The organism is Vibrio sp. 10N.247.311.13 (genome assembly GCF_041467595.1).
Taxonomy (GTDB): domain Bacteria; phylum Pseudomonadota; class Gammaproteobacteria; order Enterobacterales; family Vibrionaceae; genus Vibrio; species Vibrio crassostreae_C.
In genome coordinates, this window is record NZ_JBFSUX010000043.1 from 23,516 (window position 1) to 41,086 (window position 17,571).

Genomic DNA, 17,571 nt, shown 5'->3' on the forward strand with positions numbered 1-17,571 from the left:
TGCATTCCTTTGCTATAGCGCTAGTGCTCACCGTAACTAACAGTGATAACAGTCACTAATTTTTGGGGATTACCCTGTGGAACGACGTCAGCAATTCTTTCACTCTCCGCTGCCTTACCTGTTTTTGGCGCCTCAGATACTCATCATTGCGGTTTTCTTTATCTACCCAGCGGCAAAGGCAGTTTACCTGTCCTTCATGCTAGAAGACCCTTGGGGCACCTCTTCCATCTTCGTGTGGTTCGAAAACTATCAGATGCTATTCGAATCGAGCGAGTATCTGAACTCGATTGGCTTCACATTAATGTTCGCAATCGTGGTCTCTTTCTTATCGCTTGCCTTAGCGCTGCTGCTCGCGGTTAAAGCCGACAACATCATTCACGGACAAGGCGCTTACAAGGTCACTCTTACTTGGGTTTACGCGGTTGCTCCTGCGATTGCAGGCGTAATCGGTGCTTTCTTGTTTAACCCACACATTGGCGTGTTTACCGAGATATTTGCGGTTATAGGCTGGGACTTTAGCTTCCAAACCGACCCTTTAGATGCCACGTTTGCTCTGATTTTGGTTTCGGTTTGGAAACAGGTTTCGGTGAATTTCATCTACTTTCTGGCGGGGCTTCAATCGATCTCTTACGCCGTAAAAGAAGCAGCGATGTTGGATTGTATCAGTGACTCGAAACGTTTCTGGACCATCACTTTCCCACTACTCGCCCCTACTGGCTTCTTTCTGTTGGTCATCAACCTCACCTACTCCTTCTTTGAAACCTTTGGGGTGATAGACACCATGACCAATGGCGGCCCGGGTGGCGGTACAACTTCGTTAGTCTACAAAGTGTATCGAGATGGTTTTGTTGGCGCAGATTTAGGCGGCAGCTCCGCACAATCTGTTGTGCTGTTACTACTGGTACTCACTCTCACATTTATCCAGTTTCGCGTTGTAGAAAAGCGTGTCCATTACTAGCCCATCCCCGCTAGGATTTAACGCGACAGGAGTTATTTATGAAAAGTAATAAGGTCTATGACCACCTAATTCTAATTGCTGGGATGCTGTTCATGTTGGTCCCTATCTGGCTAATCTTCGCCAGCTCGACGCATAACCCGAACACCATTGTCAGCGAAGGCCTGCAATGGCTACCAGGCGATAACTTTACGGCCATTTATAGCGAAGCTTGGAACAAAAGCATGGGCTTCAGTGGCGAAGTCACCGCCAGCAAAATGATCGCCAACTCGATGATCATGGGGCTAGGTTTTGCGATCGGTAAGATCATCATTTCGATAATGGCTGCGTATGCTTTGGTCTACTTCAGACTGCCTTATGCTACAGCTTGGTTCTGGTTGATCTTCGTGACGCTTTTGCTGCCATTAGAAGTGCGCATTATCCCTTCCTATGAGGTTGTCGCTGGGCTTGGGCTTCTTAATAGCTACACAGGTTTAATTCTGCCTTTGATCGCCTCAGCCACCGCGACGTTCTTTTTTAGGCAGTTCTTCAAAACCATCCCCGATGAATTGTTAGAAGCCGCACAGTTAGATAACGCAGGTCCATTTCGATTCTTTGTCGACATCTTATTGCCACTGTCTAAAACCATGATTGCCGCAATCTTCATCATCATGTTTGTGGTGGGTTGGAACCAATATCTGTGGCCAATCATGATGACCACGGACGAAGGCTACAACACCATCGTGATGGGCATCAAACAAGTACTCAACAACATCAATGAAACCAGTTTACCGCGCTACGACTATGTTTTTGCCATGGTGATTTTAGCTATGTTGCCACCCGTTTTAGTAGTGGTTGTATTTCAGCGTTGGTTTGTAAAAGGGCTAGTAGAAAGTGAAAAATAATAACGACACAACTCAAATGAACGATAACCGCATTCAATCACTCGCTGAGTACAAGATATCTCACCTGCCTTCTCACCAAGCTATCCACAAAAATACAGAGGACACCCCGATGCCAAAGTTAAAACAAACGTTAGGGCACACCCAAGCCACTCACAACCATACGCACAAAGCACCTACCATGTTAGGCATCAAAAACTTGGTCAAGACTTATGAGAACGGTCATCGTGCAGTGAAAGATGTCTCGCTTGATATCGAAAAGGGTGAATTTCTTGTGTTGGTTGGCCCATCGGGTTGCGGCAAGTCCTCTATCCTACGTTCCATTGCGGGTTTAGAAAGCATCTCTGGCGGTGAGATACATATAGGTGGTCGTCGGGTTGATACAGAGAAACCTGCCCTGCGTGATATCGCGATGGTCTTCCAAAATTACGCGCTCTACCCTCACATGACGGTGTATAAGAACCTCGCTTATGGCTTAAAGAACCGAGGTGTCAGTCAGCACCTTATTGAAGATAAAATTGAGAAAGTCGCCAAAACACTGAAGATCGAAGAATATCTAGACCGCAAGCCAGCCAAACTTTCTGGTGGTCAGCGCCAGCGCGTTGCTATGGGACGAGCGATTGTACGCGACCCTCAACTGTTCCTGTTTGACGAGCCTTTGTCTAACCTAGATGCCTCATTGCGCGCTCACATGAGGTTAGAAATCAAAAAGCTACAACGCGAGCTAGGCGTAACCAGTATTTACGTGACTCATGACCAAGTCGAAGCCATGACACTGGCAGATAGAATCGTGGTTCTCAACAAAGGTCAGATAGAACAAGTCGGCACACCAAGAGAAGTTTACCACCAGCCTGCCAGTACCTTTGTGGCAAGCTTTATTGGCAGCCCCGCGATGAACTTCCTAACTGCCACGCTCGATGATGGCTATCTTGAAATCGGTGATCAACAAATGTACCTGCCAGAGTACGCGCACGTTAAGAACGCGACTATCACGCTTGGCATTCGCCCTGAACACTCTGAGGTTTGTTCCGAATTAAAAATGAACACCTTGCCTCTCGAACTGCGTATCAGTGTGGTTGAGCCATTGGGGCCGAATCAATTGGTTCATGGCCTTGTGAACGACCAACCCTTTATCGCCGTCACGCCAGAAACGACACTATGCCAAGTACTGCCGCTCGGATTAAGCATTGATAAATCTAACCTGCATATTTTTGACAGTCGTGGAAAGCGTATTCAGCCGAATAACTTTACTTCACAAGAGTCACGCGAAGAGACGACAAGCATAACGACGGCCCTCGCTTAATCGAGTACACTGATATTTAATGCGTTTTTACGGTGCGTCTTTAAGAAGGATTAATTATGTCGTCTATCATCGTAGGTCATCGGGGTGTAGCAGGTACTCACCCAGAAAATACCAAAGCAAGCATTGAACAAGCCGCTAAACTCGGCTTGAAATGGATTGAAGTAGATATTCAGCCAACTCAGGATGATCAACTTGTAGTTTGTCACGACCACACCCTTGAGCGCTGCAGCGATGGCAAGGGGCGTGTCGACGAACACACCCTTGCAGAACTGCGTCAGCTTGATTTTGGCAGTTGGAAGTCTGAGCAGTTCGCAGGTGAAAGAATATTAACGTTGGAAGAGTTGCTCGCGCTTGCTGAACAGCATGATCTCAGCGTGAATTTAGAGATCAAAGTCGACAGTCGACATCAAGCGCCTCATGTCGTTGATTTGCTGCATACCGAGTTGATTCGTTCAAATCTAGACACCGACAGAGTTCTGCTTTCAAGTTTCAGCCATCAAGTCGTTTCTGAAATGGCTCGTCACCTGCCGAGATACCGCGTAGGTCTGATCACAGAGCAACTGACTCAAGCCGACTTGATGTTGATTGACGAGGTTAAAGCGTTCAGCTGTCACATGAACTACGAGCATGTGAATCAGAGCGATCTTGATACACTCAGTGAAGCAAACATCCAAACATGGTGCTACACAGTAAACGATCCGTCTCACTTCAAATTCATCTCAAAAGTAGATGCCGTATTCACTGATTTTCCGAATCAATTTACCTCTATAAATTGACCAAACAAATACCGCAAAAACAACCCCGAGAGACTTTAAAATTAACTCTCGGGAAACCTTAAAATTAGGTAGCAAACACAAGTGAGTAGGAGTACATTCCGCTACTCACTTGGTTTCATTAGCTCGCTCTATACAGACAGCTTCATTGGTTACTTAATTTATGGATCTCATTTTTAGTCCAACCTTCCCAATTTTGGGTGCAATCTTCATTTTCGCCGCTATTGTTCGTGGCTTCTCAGGTTTCGGTTTCACCTTAGTGGCATTGCCATTAAGTGCGTTATTCGTGCCTGTTATCGAACTGGTTCCTGTCTTCATGTTGATCGATCTCCTAGGCAATGTTCAATTACTGCCTAAAGTTCGAAAACACGTTAACTGGCGCTGGGTTTTAAAGGTATTTATCCCTTGTTTTGCCTTCACACCAGTCGGCTTACTTCTGCTTAAATCCGTTAGCCAAGACACGATCATCTTGATCATCAGTGCCTTCATTTTTGCGTCTGCACTTATGATCTACAAAGGTTTCCAGTACAAAAGCGAACCTAGATTTACTCCCTATATTCTAGGAAGCCTTGCGGGTGTAATGAACGGCGCGGCTTCGATGTCAGGGCCTCCAATTGGCACTCATGCATTAGCAAGCCCAGTCGGTCCGCACATTGCCAGAGCAGGCCTGATAGCCTTCTTTGTATTGGCTGATTCCACTGCGTTTGTTTCGGCATCTATCGCTGGGTTAGTCGACCGCGATGTAGTTTGGCTGACTCTCGCGCTTCTACCAAGCAGCATGTTTGGCGGTTATGTGGGTTCTAAACTGTTCGAAAGATTTGGTGGAGCGAAGTTTAAGCCAGTCACCATTGCATTGCTGATTGTGATTGCAATATTCAGTGCAGGTCGAGTCTTACTGTAACGGCTTTAGCGTTTAATTTTGGACGTTGCTTTTACGAATTGGTTTCGCGAATTGATTGCGCTAATTGACTGCGGAAAGTGATTAAGAAAACTGGGTACCAATGACTACCATTCGATATGGATAGGGGTACCCATTTTTACAAGTTGGAGAAACTCATCCATATCTTGATTGGTTAACGCGATACAGCCATCCGTCCAATCAAAACTTTGAATAAAGCTCGGCGAACGACGCTCGCCGTTTTTGATGCCATGGATTTTGATGTTTCCTCCAGGATCTACATCATTTTGCTCTGCCCATTGCATATCCGAAGGTTGCGGATAGTTAATATGTACTGAGCGATAAAAGTCCGACTCTTCCATCACATAATCGAGCTGGTATTCCCCTTCCGGCGTTCGGTTGTCCCCTTCAAAGCGTTTATGCCCTTTCGGTTGTTTGCCTAGCGCAATACGAAACTCCTGAATCACCTCTTCACCTTTTAGCAGATACATCCTACGTTTCGATTTATCGACTTTAACTAACGTAACCACTTGCGACAGCGAATCTATCTCAGATGCGCTATCCGGTACGTTGTAAAACTGTCGAGAGGAACTTTGAGGTGGACGTTTCGATGACCCTTGAGAAAACTGAGCTACCTTTTCATCAGGGCTACTGTTAAGAACATCATCCACAATAATCACATGCTCGGAGTTTGAGCTCGTGGAAGAGGTTGAGTTAGATGAAGACGTTGAGACACGTTGAGAATGAGCCGGTGCAGACTCGAATACGATGGTTTCGATAGCGGTCGCGTCAGAGACTATTTTCTCGACCACGACTTGCTCAGCATTCGCGTTCGAAGCCACAAACAGTAAACACAGTGATAAAGGCAGAAACAGACGCACCTTTAGATCTCCTCAAAACGCATGGACATGGTTCGTGACTGAGTTTCCATTCCTAACGACTCATAGAAACCCTGAGCTTGTTGGTTAAACTCCATTACCTCCAACCTAAGTTCTATCGCTCCTCTCGCCTGCGCCCATTGATTAAAAGACTTCATTAACGCTCGACCAGCACCTTGGCTCTGAACCTGATCGTTCACCACAATCGTATTGACCCTTGCCACCTTGTGCGGCTGAATAAAACTGACGCCTTTGTTCTGCGTTACCTTACCCGCTAAAAAGCCAACGACTTGCTTGTCGTCTACTGCAACCAAGAAAGCGCCAAGTGGGTCAAGCATCAAACCTAACCAATACTCTTCACTGTCGGCCAAGCCTTGTGACGCTGGTGCAAATACCATAGGCGCACCAAGATGATGTTGACGGTTTATCTGCTCAGAGAGCGCTAAGATCGCGTTAATATCAGTTACCTTGGCCGTCCGGATTTGCATATCATCACCTTGTTTGAATTCAATAACACCTTAGCAAAAATGGCTTAGTTGTGCACCGTTACACTGGTCAACTCAGACGCTCTGTGAAGGCTGAACATTAATATTAGGCACTATGTTTAGGGAAATTGTTCCGTAAATCTCAGGCACATTGCCAGCCGTTGAGTGCTACTATCTCTGCAGAATCAATATACTAACGACGACTAACGACTGGATACCTATATGATTAAGTTTGCTGTAATTGGAACCAATTGGATTACACAAAAGTTTGTTCAAGCTGCGCACGAATCTCAATCGATGCAACTTGCTGCGGTTTACTCTCGAAATCTAGACAGCGCGGCACAGTTCGCCCAAGAATTTGACGTTGAAACCACGTATGACTCACTCGACGCATTGGCCAATGACAACACTGTAGAAGCCGTGTACATCGCTTCCCCTAACTCACTGCATTGCGAGCAATCTATCTTCATGATTGAACACGGCAAGCATGTTATCTGTGAAAAGCCGGTTGCATCAAATATTGATGAAGCAACACGCATGTTCGAAGTCGCTGAGAAAAACGGTGTGGTGCTGTTTGAGGCGTATAAATCTCAATTCCTACCGAACTTTAAGCAAGTTCAACTTGGGTTAGAAAAGATTGGCAAGGTACATAAAGCACACATCAACTACTGCCAGTATTCATCGCGCTACCAAAAATACCTAAACGGCGAGAACCCAAATACCTTCAACCCAGCTTTTTCTAACGGCTCATTGGTCGATATTGGCTTTTACTGTGTTGCCGCGACAGTCGCGCTATTTGGCAAACCTGAAAACGCACAGGCTTCTGCAAAGCTAATTGATTCAGGTGTCGATGCTCATGGCTGTGCGATCTTCCAATACCCTGAGTTTGATGTGACCCTTGCGCACTCCAAAGTCAGCGACTCTTATGCGCCAAGCGAGATCCAAGGTGAATTAGGGGCGATCATCATCGATCACATCGCTGAATGTACTGACGTTAAGATCCGCTACCGCGATGGCACGGTAGAAAACCTTACTCAAGCACAAAGCGAAAACTCCATGAGTTACGAAGCGCAGGCCTTTGCTAGCTGCATTGCTGGCGACAACGCAACACAAGCGCAGGCCCAACTGCGCGCTTTAACGGTTGCGAAGTTAATTACAGAGATGCGCCAACAAGTTGGTGTAGTGTATCCAGCGGATAAATAACGTCACAGCGTAAGTTAACAAACTGATTTTTAATACATAATTATTTATACATAACTGAATTTAATCTTTACGACAAATAACCGGATTAGTTGATTGAGGTCCCATCTGTTTAAATCCGCGTTCGATATCTATCGTATTTATTTAATTTATTGAAGGTGTGTAAAGTGTTTTCAGTTGATGATTGCGTTGTAGCAACAAAAGGTGTTGAACTAGGTGAAATGGTAGTAACTGGCCTAAGTGCTGGTGGCGGCTACGTTCACGTTACAACGGTAGAAGGCGCAATGACGCTTACTTACCCAGCGCAAGATCTTAAAAAAGCATAGTTTAACCACTCTGCCCTTTTAGTAGTCACTCTACTAAAGGTAACAAAATTGAGGCTTTGGCTGACTTCACTCTTCTGCATTAGAGTAAGCAGCCAGAGCCTTTTTTATGCCTGTAATTTACCCACTAGCTTTCTCATTCGCTTACTCGTTACAATAAAACCGCACTCAACTGACAATAGAATTAGGCAACGAGTTTCTACACTAAGTGCTTATTCCCATCGTTCTCTTGATATCCCCGAGCACTTAATCGCAGTGAATAGTTCTTGTTAACAAAGGCTTATTGTCTGCGAAAGTTTCTGGTACATTAGCATCATCTTATACTAAGAAAGACCCGAATGAGGGAAGCTATGAAGCTTTACATTTACGGCCACTGCCCTTTCTGTGCAAGAGTCTCCTACATTGCTCAATCGCTAGGCTTGAACATTGAGCTTGTTTCTGTCGATTATGATGATGCCCAAACCCTTATCGATCTGATCGGTAAAAAGATGGTGCCCGTCTTACAAAAAGACGATGGCTCTATCATGGCAGAGAGCCTAGATATCATCGCGTACTTCATGGACTTGAAATCAAGCGATGAGCAGCGTGTGCCATCTGAGCAAGTGACTGTGTTCCAAACTCGCGCATTCCCTCTTACTCAACAGATTGGACGCCCACGTTGGTGGAACCTCGACTTGGCTGAATATCGCTCTTCTGGAGCCAAAGAAGCTTGGCGTGCCAGTAAAGAGACCGAAGGTTTTAACTTTGAAGAACTGTTAGAAAAGACGCCTCAGTTCGTTCAACTGATTAACCCATTACTGAAAGATGCCGAACTCTTACTGGATCTAGAGAATGGTGAGTCATCACTGCCTCTAATCGATCAAGCGGTGTATTTCTCGATGCTTCGTTGCTTTTGCGTAGAACCAAGCATCAGTTGGCCACCAGCACTTGAACGCTGGTTAGAAAAGAAAAGCGAAACGCTAAAGCTGTCTTTACTTCGCTAGAAAGCTATCTCGATTAAGAAAGCAAGCTCTGATTAAGAAAACAAGCTCTGACTCGCAAGCGACTACAACGAGCACAAACAAAAAATCGAAGCTCTCAGGTGTAAACTGCGAGCTTCGATTTTCTTTTATCTGGCCATTCTATTTCTCTAAGGCTTTGTCTTACAGCAGACGCCTTCTCAAACCTGTTCGCTCCAAGATTCGTGTCGAAATTTCTTCAACCGATAGTGAAGAGGTGTTGATGTAAGGTATCGCTTCTCGACGGAACATCGCCTCTACCGTTTGCAATTCATACAAACATTGTGAGTCACTGGCGTATTCGCTGCCTGCTAAGCGGTTCTCACGAATTTCAGTGAGCCTTTCTGCATCAATGGTCAAACCAAACAGCTTATGTCGGTAAATCTCAAACTCTGGCAACAGCTTTAAGCGTGCCAAGTCATCGTGGATAAATGGGTAGTTTGCTACGCGTAAGCCAAACTGCATCGCCATATACAAACTTGTTGGTGTTTTGCCACTTCGAGAAACACCCAACAAGATGATGTCGGCTTCTTCCAGCCCTTTTAGCGTGATGCCATCATCATGCGCGAGCGTGTACTCAATCGCAGCAATACGGTCGAAATACTTCACCGAGTCCTTGTTTACACTGCGTGAGCGCTGCAACTTAGGAACAGGCGCCATCTGAATGTCATCCTGTACTTTCTGCACGATGCTCTCTAACACGTCATAACAGTGCGCGGGCGCTTCTAGCAATTTGGTTTTGATATCAGGTATCACAATCGAAAAGAACACTAGCGGTTCTAATCCGGTATCACGATACGAAATTTCAATCTCTTTTAATAAATCAGAAAGTTTGTCCTCACTTTCCACAAACGGAAAGGTTTTTTCATTGGCTTTAAAAGGGAATTGACCTAGAACAACATGCCCTAAAGTCTCACATGTTATGGCCGTTCCATCAGAAACATAGAATACATCACGACTTTGAATATCAATTTGCATTTTTTATTTAATGTTTAAAATTATTTTGAGTAGGATGGTAACCATAATATAGATAATAAAACCCTGCTGACTATTACGTCCCCCACAGCTTTAGAAAATAATTTACATTTTTTTAAACTGATACGTAATCGTTTGCCTTTAAATCCCTACAATGCTTGCTATGTTTCTGGAGAAATAAATGCAAAATAATACCCTATGGTTCAATGGCCTATCCATGGAAGATGTCGACAAAGTCGGCGGTAAGAACGCCTCACTGGGCGAGATGGTTTCTAACCTGTCCAATGCTGGTGTTTCTGTACCTAATGGTTTTGCTACCACCTCTTATGCGTTTAACGACTTTCTTGATTACAAAGGTCTTGATGAGCGCATTCACCAACTACTTGATGAACTTGATGTTGAAGACGTTGACGCCCTGCGTAAGACAGGTGCAACGATTCGACAATGGGTTCTAGATGCACCCTTCCCAGAATCACTAGAGCAAGACATCCGTGAGAACTACCGTGAGCTAATTGAAGACAACGAAGAATTGTCTGTAGCGGTTCGTTCATCGGCAACCGCAGAAGATCTTCCAGATGCTTCTTTCGCAGGCCAGCAAGAAACCTTCCTTAACGTGAAAGGCATCGACGCGGTACTCGAAGCAACCAAGCACGTTTACGCGTCACTGTTTAACGACCGCGCTATCTCTTACCGTGTACACCAAGGCTTTGACCACCGTGGCATTTCATTGTCTGCGGGTATCCAGCGCATGGTTCGCTCAGACAAAGCCTCTTCAGGTGTGATGTTCACGCTTGATACTGAGTCTGGCTTCGACCAAGTGGTATTCATCACCTCTTCTTGGGGCTTGGGTGAAATGGTTGTACAAGGTGCTGTGAACCCCGACGAGTTCTACGTTCACAAGCCAATGTTAGAAGCGGGTCACTACCCAATCGTTAAAAAGACGTTTGGTTCTAAGTTGATCAAGATGATCTACTCGACCAATCAAGAGATCGGTAAGCAAGTAGATATCATCGACACCGATACTCAAGAGCGTAACGAGTTCTCACTCAACGATGAAGAGATCAAAGAGCTAGCAAAACAAGCGATGATCATCGAGAAGCACTACCAACGTCCAATGGACATTGAGTGGGCGAAAGATGGCATCGACGGCAAGCTTTACATCGTTCAGGCTCGCCCAGAAACCGTATGTTCTCAAAGCGACCAAAACGTTATCGAGCGTTACGAGCTAAACAACAAGGCGGATGTCTTGGTTGAAGGCCGCGCTATCGGTCAGCGTATCGGTTCTGGCCCAGTTCGTTTGGTTGATTCACTAGACCAAATGTCACTGGTTCAAGAAGGCGACGTACTGGTAACAGACATGACAGACCCTGATTGGGAACCTGTTATGAAGAAAGCATCTGCGATTGTCACTAACCGTGGCGGCCGTACTTGTCACGCTGCGATCATTGCTCGCGAGCTAGGCATTCCAGCAATCGTTGGTTGTGGCAGCGCAACAAGCAGCCTAAACGATGGCGATACCGTGACAGTGTCATGTTCAGAAGGCGAAACAGGCTACGTTTACAACGGCGAACTCGACTTTGAAATCAAACGTTCTGAGGTTGATGAGCTACCAATGCTACCGACTAAAGTGATGATGAACGTGGGTAACCCAGATCGTGCTTTCGATTTCGCGCAGATTCCAAACGAAGGCGTCGGCCTTGCTCGTCTAGAGTTCATCATCAACAAGATGATCGGTATTCACCCGAAAGCACTGCTCAACTTTGACGCACAGTCTGATGAGCTTAAAGCTGAAATCACACAGCGTATTCGTGGTTACAAAGATCCTATCGATTTCTACGTAGGCAAACTAACAGAGGGCATCGCGACCATCGCTTCTGCATTCTGGCCTAAGCGTGTGATCGTACGTATGTCTGACTTTAAGTCGAACGAGTACAGCAACCTAGTCGGCGGTAAAACGTTTGAACCGCATGAAGAGAACCCAATGCTGGGCTTCCGTGGTGCATCTCGTTACATCTCACCAGTATTCGAAGACTGTTTCGAGCTAGAAACTCAAGCGATCAAACGCGTTCGCAACGAAATGGGCCTTAAGAACGTTGAAATCATGATCCCATTCGTTCGTACTCCAAGCGAAGCGGCATCGGTTATCGACATTCTGGCTAAATTCAACCTTCGCCGTGGCGACCAAGGTCTGAAAGTGATCATGATGTGTGAGCTACCATCGAACGCAATCTTGGCTGATGAGTTCTTGAAGTACTTCGATGGCTTCTCTATCGGCTCAAACGACATGACGCAACTGACACTTGGCCTCGACCGAGATTCAGGCGATGTGGCACACCTCTTCGATGAGCGTAACCCAGCCGTGAAAGCAATGCTGAAAATGGCGATCGATGCGGCAACCAAAGCGGGTAAATACGTGGGTATTTGTGGCCAAGGCCCATCTGACCATGACGACCTAGCAGAGTGGTTAATGGAGCAAGGCATCAGCTCTGTTTCACTAAACCCGGATACGGTTATCGATACGTGGTTGAAGCTAGGTAACGTTGCTAATAAATAAGTAAATAAGTAAATAAGTAAATAAGTAAATAAGTAAATAAGTAAATAAGTAACGCTTCACGCGGTACCTTAACGACAAAAGCCAGTCACGTTGACTGGCTTTTTTAGGTTCTTTCCAAATTAGCTGGCTAGAGCGCTAGAAGTAGTATCTCACACCAACCCAAGCTTCGGTTTGCCAACCATTCGGCATTGGCACACCTTTCACATCAACATCCGCTTTGGTAATGTCATAGCGCGTATTCAACCACCAAGTTCTTGCAGTGTTCATCGGCACATTTAACGATGTTTTAAATGAGAAGTTTTGCATGTCGATATCATCACCAGAAAGATCTTGCCACTCAGGAACCAAAGACACATAAGCGCCAGAGTCACCGAGATGCTTCGCGGTAATCAAACCAAGCGAGTATCCCGTTAAATCATCTTTAGATGAAGTGACGCCAGGGATCTCCATACTACCAGTCATCAGTCCTGCTCTTGGAAATACCAGGAATCCACCGGTATAAGCTGGATTAATCGCAACAACACCGCCAACCGACAATAAGTCATTTTTAATACTGTTGCGCGTATTAATATAATCTAATGAAAGACCCACTTTAGGCGTAGCTTTCGTCCCCGTTTCAAAGACGTGGAAGTACTGAATTCTAGAGTTGCTGTACTCTGTACCGAATTTGTCTGGATCGCGAAGCGCTGTGTTGCTTTCATCGACAAACGTCCCTTCGGCCAGTAGGGCAAACTGCTGACCGTTTTCTAAACCGCCAGAAACTTGCCCTTGAAATTGGATATCTGAACTACCATTCAGCATCAATGCAGCTTGAGTATAAACTTTAGTGACATCAGCAGGATCGATAACACGTTCGGAATCTGAATCGGCATGTGCAGGAAGGGCTAGACCTAAACTCAACGGGATTAATAGAGCAAACTTTTTCATTATATCTCTCGAAAGTCGTTTGCTTCCTCCTTGAAGCCTGGAACATCCTGTTAGGTAATAAATAGATTACTTGTCAGCAAGTAGTTTTGCTGCCGAACGCATTAGTGCAGGGCCTTTATTCTCACCAAAACCTGAGTGGTATGGGTTGGTTGAGAACATCACACCCACAAAGTCACGTGCAGGATCGATGTAAATAAATTGGCCTAGGTTGCCGCTTTTCGACATCGCACCGTCATTGAAAATGAAATCAAATTGGTATGCGTTGTAGTCTGCTTTTTCGTTGTATGCGTGCAGTGAACTGCTCTCTTTGCTAGTACCTACGAATGCTTTTGGATCACCGCCGTTGCGGATACGATCAATCACAGCTTGTGACACCACTGGCTCATCAGCCACCGCTTTCCAGCTAGGTGTAAATAGTGTTCCCCAGCGAGCCATGTCTTCTACCGTTGATGAAACCAAGCCAACCGCGATCGCCATGCCATCTGGCGTCAAGTTGAATTGCATTGGTTGACGTGCGTGCACTTTTGACCAAACACGATCTTCGAATACTTGAGTCCAAGTTTTGTTCTCAACGTTTTCAACTAACTTAGTCAGCACCATGGTGTTGATAGATGCGTAACGGAAATGGTCACCGGCTTTTTCACCTTCCAGTTTCTGTGCACCTTGAGCCACTTCCATCCAAGTTTCCATTTCACCCGTTTTTGCACGAGGTGAGTTAAACGATGCCGCAAAGAAACGCACCACATCAGAGTCTGGGTTCAAGATAGACTCTAATGTCTCTTCATTGTCTAGCGCGGTCGACATGTTCAGAACTTGGTGTACTGTGATGCCATCCCAGTTCGTTCCTTTCAATTCAGAAACATACTCAGCGATCTCTTTTTCAGGGTCGACTTTGCCCTCTTCCACTAACATTGCGATCACTGTGCCAACCGTCGTTTTTGCTGTAGATGCCCAAACGTGCGTATCTGTCGGCTTCATACCTGGGTAAGCTTCGTAAACGATCTCCCCTTTGTGAATCAACATAAAGCCTTGGGTACGGAACTGTTCATCCGCCAAGTACTCATCCATTGTCAACTGACCTTTGCTTTCAGTATCAACTTTCAGTGCAGCGAGTCGTGGGTCGATATTTTTGACTAAAGGCTTGTACTCTTCGTTTGGAGCCGCCAGTGCCGTTGGTAGAAACTCACTCATGTGCATGTTGTAGTAAACGCTGTGGTCGCCGCCCATCTGCCAATGAAAGTTATTGAATAACTCACGAGCTGAGTCAGTAAAACTTGGGGTAAATGCTGTGCTCGCCTCTTTCACGGTCAAGGTAACTTGAGCACCTTCAACTTTCAGAGCTTCTTCAACTGGGTTTGCTGCAAGAGCAAATGATGATGGGGTCGCTAACGATACTAGAACGGCAATGTGTTTAAGTTTCATAATTGTTCTCCTGTTTGGGTTAGGAAAAGTATAGGGAGATGCGCTACACTTAATTAGGTCACTTGATGACATTTAATGGTAGGCACAAAACAATGAAAGCATCATCGAACACCACCAGCATACTGCTCACTTCGACCAGTAACATTGCTCCATATATTCAGTATTGTGACAAACATAGACTGGATTGGCGCACCGTCGCCGTTGCGTGCGGTCTACCCATTGAACTGACACAATCCAATCAATGGCTTCCTACACAAGACGTGATTCGCTTCATTCATGGCCTTGAGCGTAAGTTTGGCTATTCGATAGGGATTGAGGTTGGACGTAAGGCCTCTCTAGAGCAATTGTCACCTGAGCTAGACCGAAAAATTGAACAATGCACTTCTCTCGAGCAAGCGGTACGCTGCTTGATTACTGAAATATCGACCTTAAGTAATCACGTCACCATATGGACGGAAAAAAGCGATGGATTGTGGTGGCTGTGTCATCGAAGTTGCTATGACCCATCGACCTCAGGTTTTGAACAAGCAGAATGGTTTCGCGCCCTGACCGTGATTAGCCTATGCCGTAAGTTCATTGACAGTCGCTGGCAACCATCACACGCCAAGTTGGTCTCTAAGAACAACAGCGCACGTAAATTACCTAAGCATTTCTTTGATTCTGATATTCAGTTTGAAGAGCAATACGGTGCGTTCTCGATTCCGCTGCCCGATGATTATCGTGCCATTTCAGAACGAAATAGTACCCAAGATTGGCATCACGCTGTCGAGATATTAATAGACACCTATGCGACTCTACCTTGGTTCAATATTGAGTGGTTTGCGACCATGCTCGGCATGACAAAACGAACGCTGCAGAGAAACCTGAAGAGCAAAAACATTCTCTTTAAACAAGCCAAAGAACAAGTTCGGGAAGCTAAAGCAAAACAGCTACTTGAAGAGACCAACCTTTCTGTTCAAGACATCAGTTGGCAAGTGGGTTACAGCGACTTGAGTAATTTCAATCGTGCATTCAAAGGTTGGGTTGGAGTCACGCCACCAAGTTATCGGGATAAAGCGAAACATTAGAAATAGTCGAATGGAAAACCTTTAGACCCAATCCGCTAATATAAAACTCAGAAACAAGATACGACACCTTAAATTTCAATAAGCGAACGCATAAAGTTACATTGCACAATGCTCACATACCGATGAAACTGTGCAAAGGTAATATCGATAGATTTAATGACATTTATTGGTATCGAGCTAACGTTACGTTATCCTTTACGCAATTCTTCATTGAGTGGATTGTCACTACGACAAACCTACCTTCAAGACTGATAAGAGTGTTATGAATTCTACGACCGCAACTCCCTCGCCTTCTCTTGGCCGACAACTCTATACAATGACATGGCCAATGCTGTTTGGGGTGCTCTCCCTGATGAGCTTCCAACTTGTAGACAGTGCTTTTATTGGCCAGTTAGGCGTACTGCCGCTCGCGGTTCAAGGCTTCACGCTACCAATTCAGATGATCATTATCGGGATTCAAGTCGGACTAGGCATCGCGACAACGGCTGTGATCGCGAGAGCTATTGGGGCTAACGAGATACGCTATGCCAAACAGCTCGGCGGATTAGTCGTTGCGATGGGCAGTGTGAGTGTCGCGCTGTTCTCGGTCATCATCTATCTGTTGCGTGGTCCTATTTTACAACTCCTCGATGCACCACCGACGGTACTGCCGATCATTGATTATTACTGGATCTATTGGCTGGTAAGCTCTTGGACAGGCGCACTGCTCTACTTTTTCTACAGTGTGTGTCGTGCCAATGGTAATACCATGCTGCCCGGTTCGATGATGATCGCGACCAGCATCATCAACTTGATATTGGACCCGATTTTCATATTCACGCTCGACATGGGCATCAACGGAGCCGCGATTGCGACCATCTTGGCGTTCGGTGCGGGTATCTTTATCGTTGCTCCTAAGGTAACTAAGAAGCATTGGATGACATTCGACTGGCACGATCTTGATATCGGCAAGAGTATTCGTTCTATAGGAAACATCATGGGGCCTGCGATGATCAGTCAGCTACTGCCACCAGTCTCTTCGATGCTCGCCACCAAACTGCTTGCAGGCTACGGCACAGCAGCCGTTGCAGCTTGGGCGCTAGGTTCACGTTTTGAGTTCTTTTCGATTGTTGCAGTGCTTGCTCTGACTATGTCGATGCCACCTATGATTGGCCGAATGTTGGGAGAAAAGAACCTAGGGAACATACGTAGTCTTGTGAAGATTGCCGTGATGTTTGTATTAGGATTCCAATTGGTGATCGCACTAGTAACTTGGGTGTTCTCTGGCGGGTTGGCAAATCTCATGACCAGCGAAGACGAAGTCTCGACCATTTTGAACTACCACTTACTTATCGTTCCTATCAGTTTAGGGCCGTTGGGTATCTGTATGCTGATGGTTTCTATCTCGAACGCGCTTGGTAAGTCTTATACTGCCTTAACGATATCAGCACTGCGCCTGTTCGCCTTCTTCTTGCCTTGCTTGTGGATTGGTTCGCAGCTTGCTGGTATTGAAGGCCTGTTCTGGGGTGCCATGGTGGGTAATGTGCTTGCCGGTACATGTGCTTGGTTTATGTACCAACGCGCACTTGGGCAAGTCGAGGCTAAGCTTTCTAATTAATCAGTTAGCGAACTAATACCAATTAAAGTAAAAATGTGATCTAATTAAGATTGATGAATTATTGTGAAATTTAGCCATGGATAGCCTTAATAACACTGACTTCAAAAAGCTTGCGAGCCAGCAAAAAACCATTCAGATGAAGATGCGTTTACTTGCGCTCGCACACTTTAAAGACGGCCTCTCTCGTACACAAATTGCAAAATCTCTCAAAGTCAGTCGAACCAGTGTCAATAAATGGGTTCGGATTTTTTTTGAAGAAGGCCTAGAAGGACTTCAAGAAAAACCTCGGACTGGTAGGCCTGCATACCTCACCGATGAGCAGCGGGCTCAACTCA

The 17,571-nt window shown here is 45.6% G+C and carries 17 protein-coding genes; 12 read left to right on the plus strand and 5 right to left on the minus strand.

The annotated features are described in order from the left end of the window. Positions 1 to 76: 76 nt before the first annotated feature. From AB6E52_RS16320 to AB6E52_RS16340, 5 genes are all read left to right on the plus strand, one after another. Entirely contained in the window at positions 77 to 958 is an 882-nt protein-coding gene (locus AB6E52_RS16320) for an ABC transporter permease subunit (RefSeq protein ID WP_102321062.1), read from the plus strand. Between the two features lie 38 nt (positions 959 to 996). Further along, positions 997 to 1,839 (plus strand): sn-glycerol-3-phosphate ABC transporter permease UgpE, encoded by an 843-nt coding sequence (ugpE, locus tag AB6E52_RS16325; protein ID WP_102321063.1) that lies wholly within the window; start codon positions 997 to 999, stop codon positions 1,837 to 1,839. Then, positions 1,829 to 3,139, plus strand: a complete 1,311-nt coding sequence (gene ugpC, locus AB6E52_RS16330) for a sn-glycerol-3-phosphate ABC transporter ATP-binding protein UgpC (RefSeq protein ID WP_102321064.1) — start codon at positions 1,829 to 1,831, stop codon at positions 3,137 to 3,139. The genes ugpE and ugpC overlap by 11 nt, the downstream gene beginning before the upstream one ends. Before the next feature lie 56 nt (positions 3,140 to 3,195). After that, complete coding sequence (locus tag AB6E52_RS16335; protein WP_017067272.1) at positions 3,196 to 3,915, plus strand: glycerophosphodiester phosphodiesterase family protein; 720 nt, start codon at positions 3,196 to 3,198, stop codon at positions 3,913 to 3,915. A gap of 160 nt (positions 3,916 to 4,075) precedes the next feature. Further along, complete coding sequence (locus AB6E52_RS16340) at positions 4,076 to 4,813, plus strand: sulfite exporter TauE/SafE family protein (RefSeq protein WP_102321065.1); 738 nt, start codon at positions 4,076 to 4,078, stop codon at positions 4,811 to 4,813. A gap of 104 nt (positions 4,814 to 4,917) precedes the next feature. Here the strand turns inward: AB6E52_RS16340 and AB6E52_RS16345 are convergent, their stop codons facing one another. Further along, complete coding sequence (locus AB6E52_RS16345) at positions 4,918 to 5,691, minus strand: murein L,D-transpeptidase family protein (RefSeq protein WP_017064906.1); 774 nt, start codon at positions 5,689 to 5,691, stop codon at positions 4,918 to 4,920. Positions 5,692 to 5,693: 2 nt separating this feature from the next. Next, positions 5,694 to 6,176, minus strand: a complete 483-nt coding sequence (locus AB6E52_RS16350) for a GNAT family N-acetyltransferase (RefSeq protein ID WP_065584882.1) — start codon at positions 6,174 to 6,176, stop codon at positions 5,694 to 5,696. 219 nt (positions 6,177 to 6,395) lie between these two features. Between AB6E52_RS16350 and AB6E52_RS16355 the strand changes: the two genes are divergently transcribed. From AB6E52_RS16355 to grxB, 3 genes are all read left to right on the plus strand, one after another. Then, positions 6,396 to 7,376 (plus strand): Gfo/Idh/MocA family protein, encoded by a 981-nt coding sequence (locus AB6E52_RS16355; RefSeq protein WP_102321066.1) that lies wholly within the window; start codon positions 6,396 to 6,398, stop codon positions 7,374 to 7,376. A gap of 164 nt (positions 7,377 to 7,540) precedes the next feature. Continuing rightward, positions 7,541 to 7,699, plus strand: coding sequence for a hypothetical protein (locus AB6E52_RS16360; protein ID WP_102321067.1), 159 nt, complete (start codon positions 7,541 to 7,543; stop codon positions 7,697 to 7,699). Positions 7,700 to 8,046: 347 nt separating this feature from the next. After that, the gene (gene grxB / locus AB6E52_RS16365; protein ID WP_102321068.1) at positions 8,047 to 8,679 is read left to right on the plus strand and encodes a glutaredoxin 2; all 633 of its coding nucleotides are present in this window, start codon (positions 8,047 to 8,049) and stop codon (positions 8,677 to 8,679) included. A gap of 159 nt (positions 8,680 to 8,838) precedes the next feature. Here the strand turns inward: grxB and AB6E52_RS16370 are convergent, their stop codons facing one another. After that, entirely contained in the window at positions 8,839 to 9,672 is an 834-nt protein-coding gene (locus AB6E52_RS16370; protein WP_017060559.1) for a pyruvate, water dikinase regulatory protein, read from the minus strand. 178 nt (positions 9,673 to 9,850) lie between these two features. On the opposite strand from AB6E52_RS16370, the gene ppsA reads away from it, so the two are divergent. Further along, positions 9,851 to 12,223: a phosphoenolpyruvate synthase gene (ppsA, locus tag AB6E52_RS16375; protein ID WP_102321069.1), complete on the plus strand. Its 2,373-nt coding sequence runs from the start codon at positions 9,851 to 9,853 to the stop codon at positions 12,221 to 12,223. 135 nt (positions 12,224 to 12,358) lie between these two features. Here ppsA and AB6E52_RS16380 read toward each other — a convergent pair whose 3' ends face one another. Beyond that, positions 12,359 to 13,150, minus strand: a complete 792-nt coding sequence (locus tag AB6E52_RS16380) for a hypothetical protein (RefSeq protein WP_017060557.1) — start codon at positions 13,148 to 13,150, stop codon at positions 12,359 to 12,361. 66 nt (positions 13,151 to 13,216) lie between these two features. After that, the gene (locus AB6E52_RS16385) at positions 13,217 to 14,572 is read right to left on the minus strand and encodes a serine hydrolase (protein ID WP_017060556.1); all 1,356 of its coding nucleotides are present in this window, start codon (positions 14,570 to 14,572) and stop codon (positions 13,217 to 13,219) included. Positions 14,573 to 14,664: 92 nt separating this feature from the next. On the opposite strand from AB6E52_RS16385, the gene AB6E52_RS16390 reads away from it, so the two are divergent. The 3 genes from AB6E52_RS16390 to AB6E52_RS16400 all read left to right on the plus strand — a co-directional run. After that, entirely contained in the window at positions 14,665 to 15,639 is a 975-nt protein-coding gene (locus AB6E52_RS16390; RefSeq protein ID WP_102321070.1) for an AraC family transcriptional regulator, read from the plus strand. Between the two features lie 262 nt (positions 15,640 to 15,901). Further along, positions 15,902 to 17,236 carry an MATE family efflux transporter gene (locus AB6E52_RS16395; RefSeq protein WP_102321071.1) on the plus strand — a complete coding sequence of 445 codons (1,335 nt, stop codon included), beginning with the start codon at positions 15,902 to 15,904 and terminating at the stop codon, positions 17,234 to 17,236. A 76-nt stretch (positions 17,237 to 17,312) separates the two neighbouring features. Next, positions 17,313 to 17,571, plus strand: a 259-nt coding sequence (locus tag AB6E52_RS16400) for a transposase (protein ID WP_372099823.1), incomplete at its 3' end; no start/stop codon positions are given.

Excerpts from the sequence above, each read along its gene's own strand:
- AB6E52_RS16380 (WP_017060557.1), bottom strand. The coding sequence starts at position 13,150 with ATGAAAAAGTTTGCTCTATTAATCCCGTTGAGTTTAGGTCTAGCCCTT.
- AB6E52_RS16385 (WP_017060556.1), bottom strand. The coding sequence starts at position 14,572 with ATGAAACTTAAACACATTGCCGTTCTAGTATCGTTAGCGACCCCATCA.
- AB6E52_RS16335 (WP_017067272.1), top strand. The coding sequence starts at position 3,196 with ATGTCGTCTATCATCGTAGGTCATCGGGGTGTAGCAGGTACTCACCCA.
- ugpE (WP_102321063.1), top strand. The coding sequence starts at position 997 with ATGAAAAGTAATAAGGTCTATGACCACCTAATTCTAATTGCTGGGATG.
- ppsA (WP_102321069.1), top strand. The coding sequence starts at position 9,851 with ATGCAAAATAATACCCTATGGTTCAATGGCCTATCCATGGAAGATGTC.
- grxB (WP_102321068.1), top strand. The coding sequence starts at position 8,047 with ATGAAGCTTTACATTTACGGCCACTGCCCTTTCTGTGCAAGAGTCTCC.
- AB6E52_RS16370 (WP_017060559.1), bottom strand. The coding sequence starts at position 9,672 with ATGCAAATTGATATTCAAAGTCGTGATGTATTCTATGTTTCTGATGGA.
- AB6E52_RS16395 (WP_102321071.1), top strand. The coding sequence starts at position 15,902 with ATGAATTCTACGACCGCAACTCCCTCGCCTTCTCTTGGCCGACAACTC.
- AB6E52_RS16340 (WP_102321065.1), top strand. The coding sequence starts at position 4,076 with ATGGATCTCATTTTTAGTCCAACCTTCCCAATTTTGGGTGCAATCTTC.
- AB6E52_RS16350 (WP_065584882.1), bottom strand. The coding sequence starts at position 6,176 with ATGCAAATCCGGACGGCCAAGGTAACTGATATTAACGCGATCTTAGCG.
- AB6E52_RS16390 (WP_102321070.1), top strand. The coding sequence starts at position 14,665 with ATGAAAGCATCATCGAACACCACCAGCATACTGCTCACTTCGACCAGT.
- AB6E52_RS16355 (WP_102321066.1), top strand. The coding sequence starts at position 6,396 with ATGATTAAGTTTGCTGTAATTGGAACCAATTGGATTACACAAAAGTTT.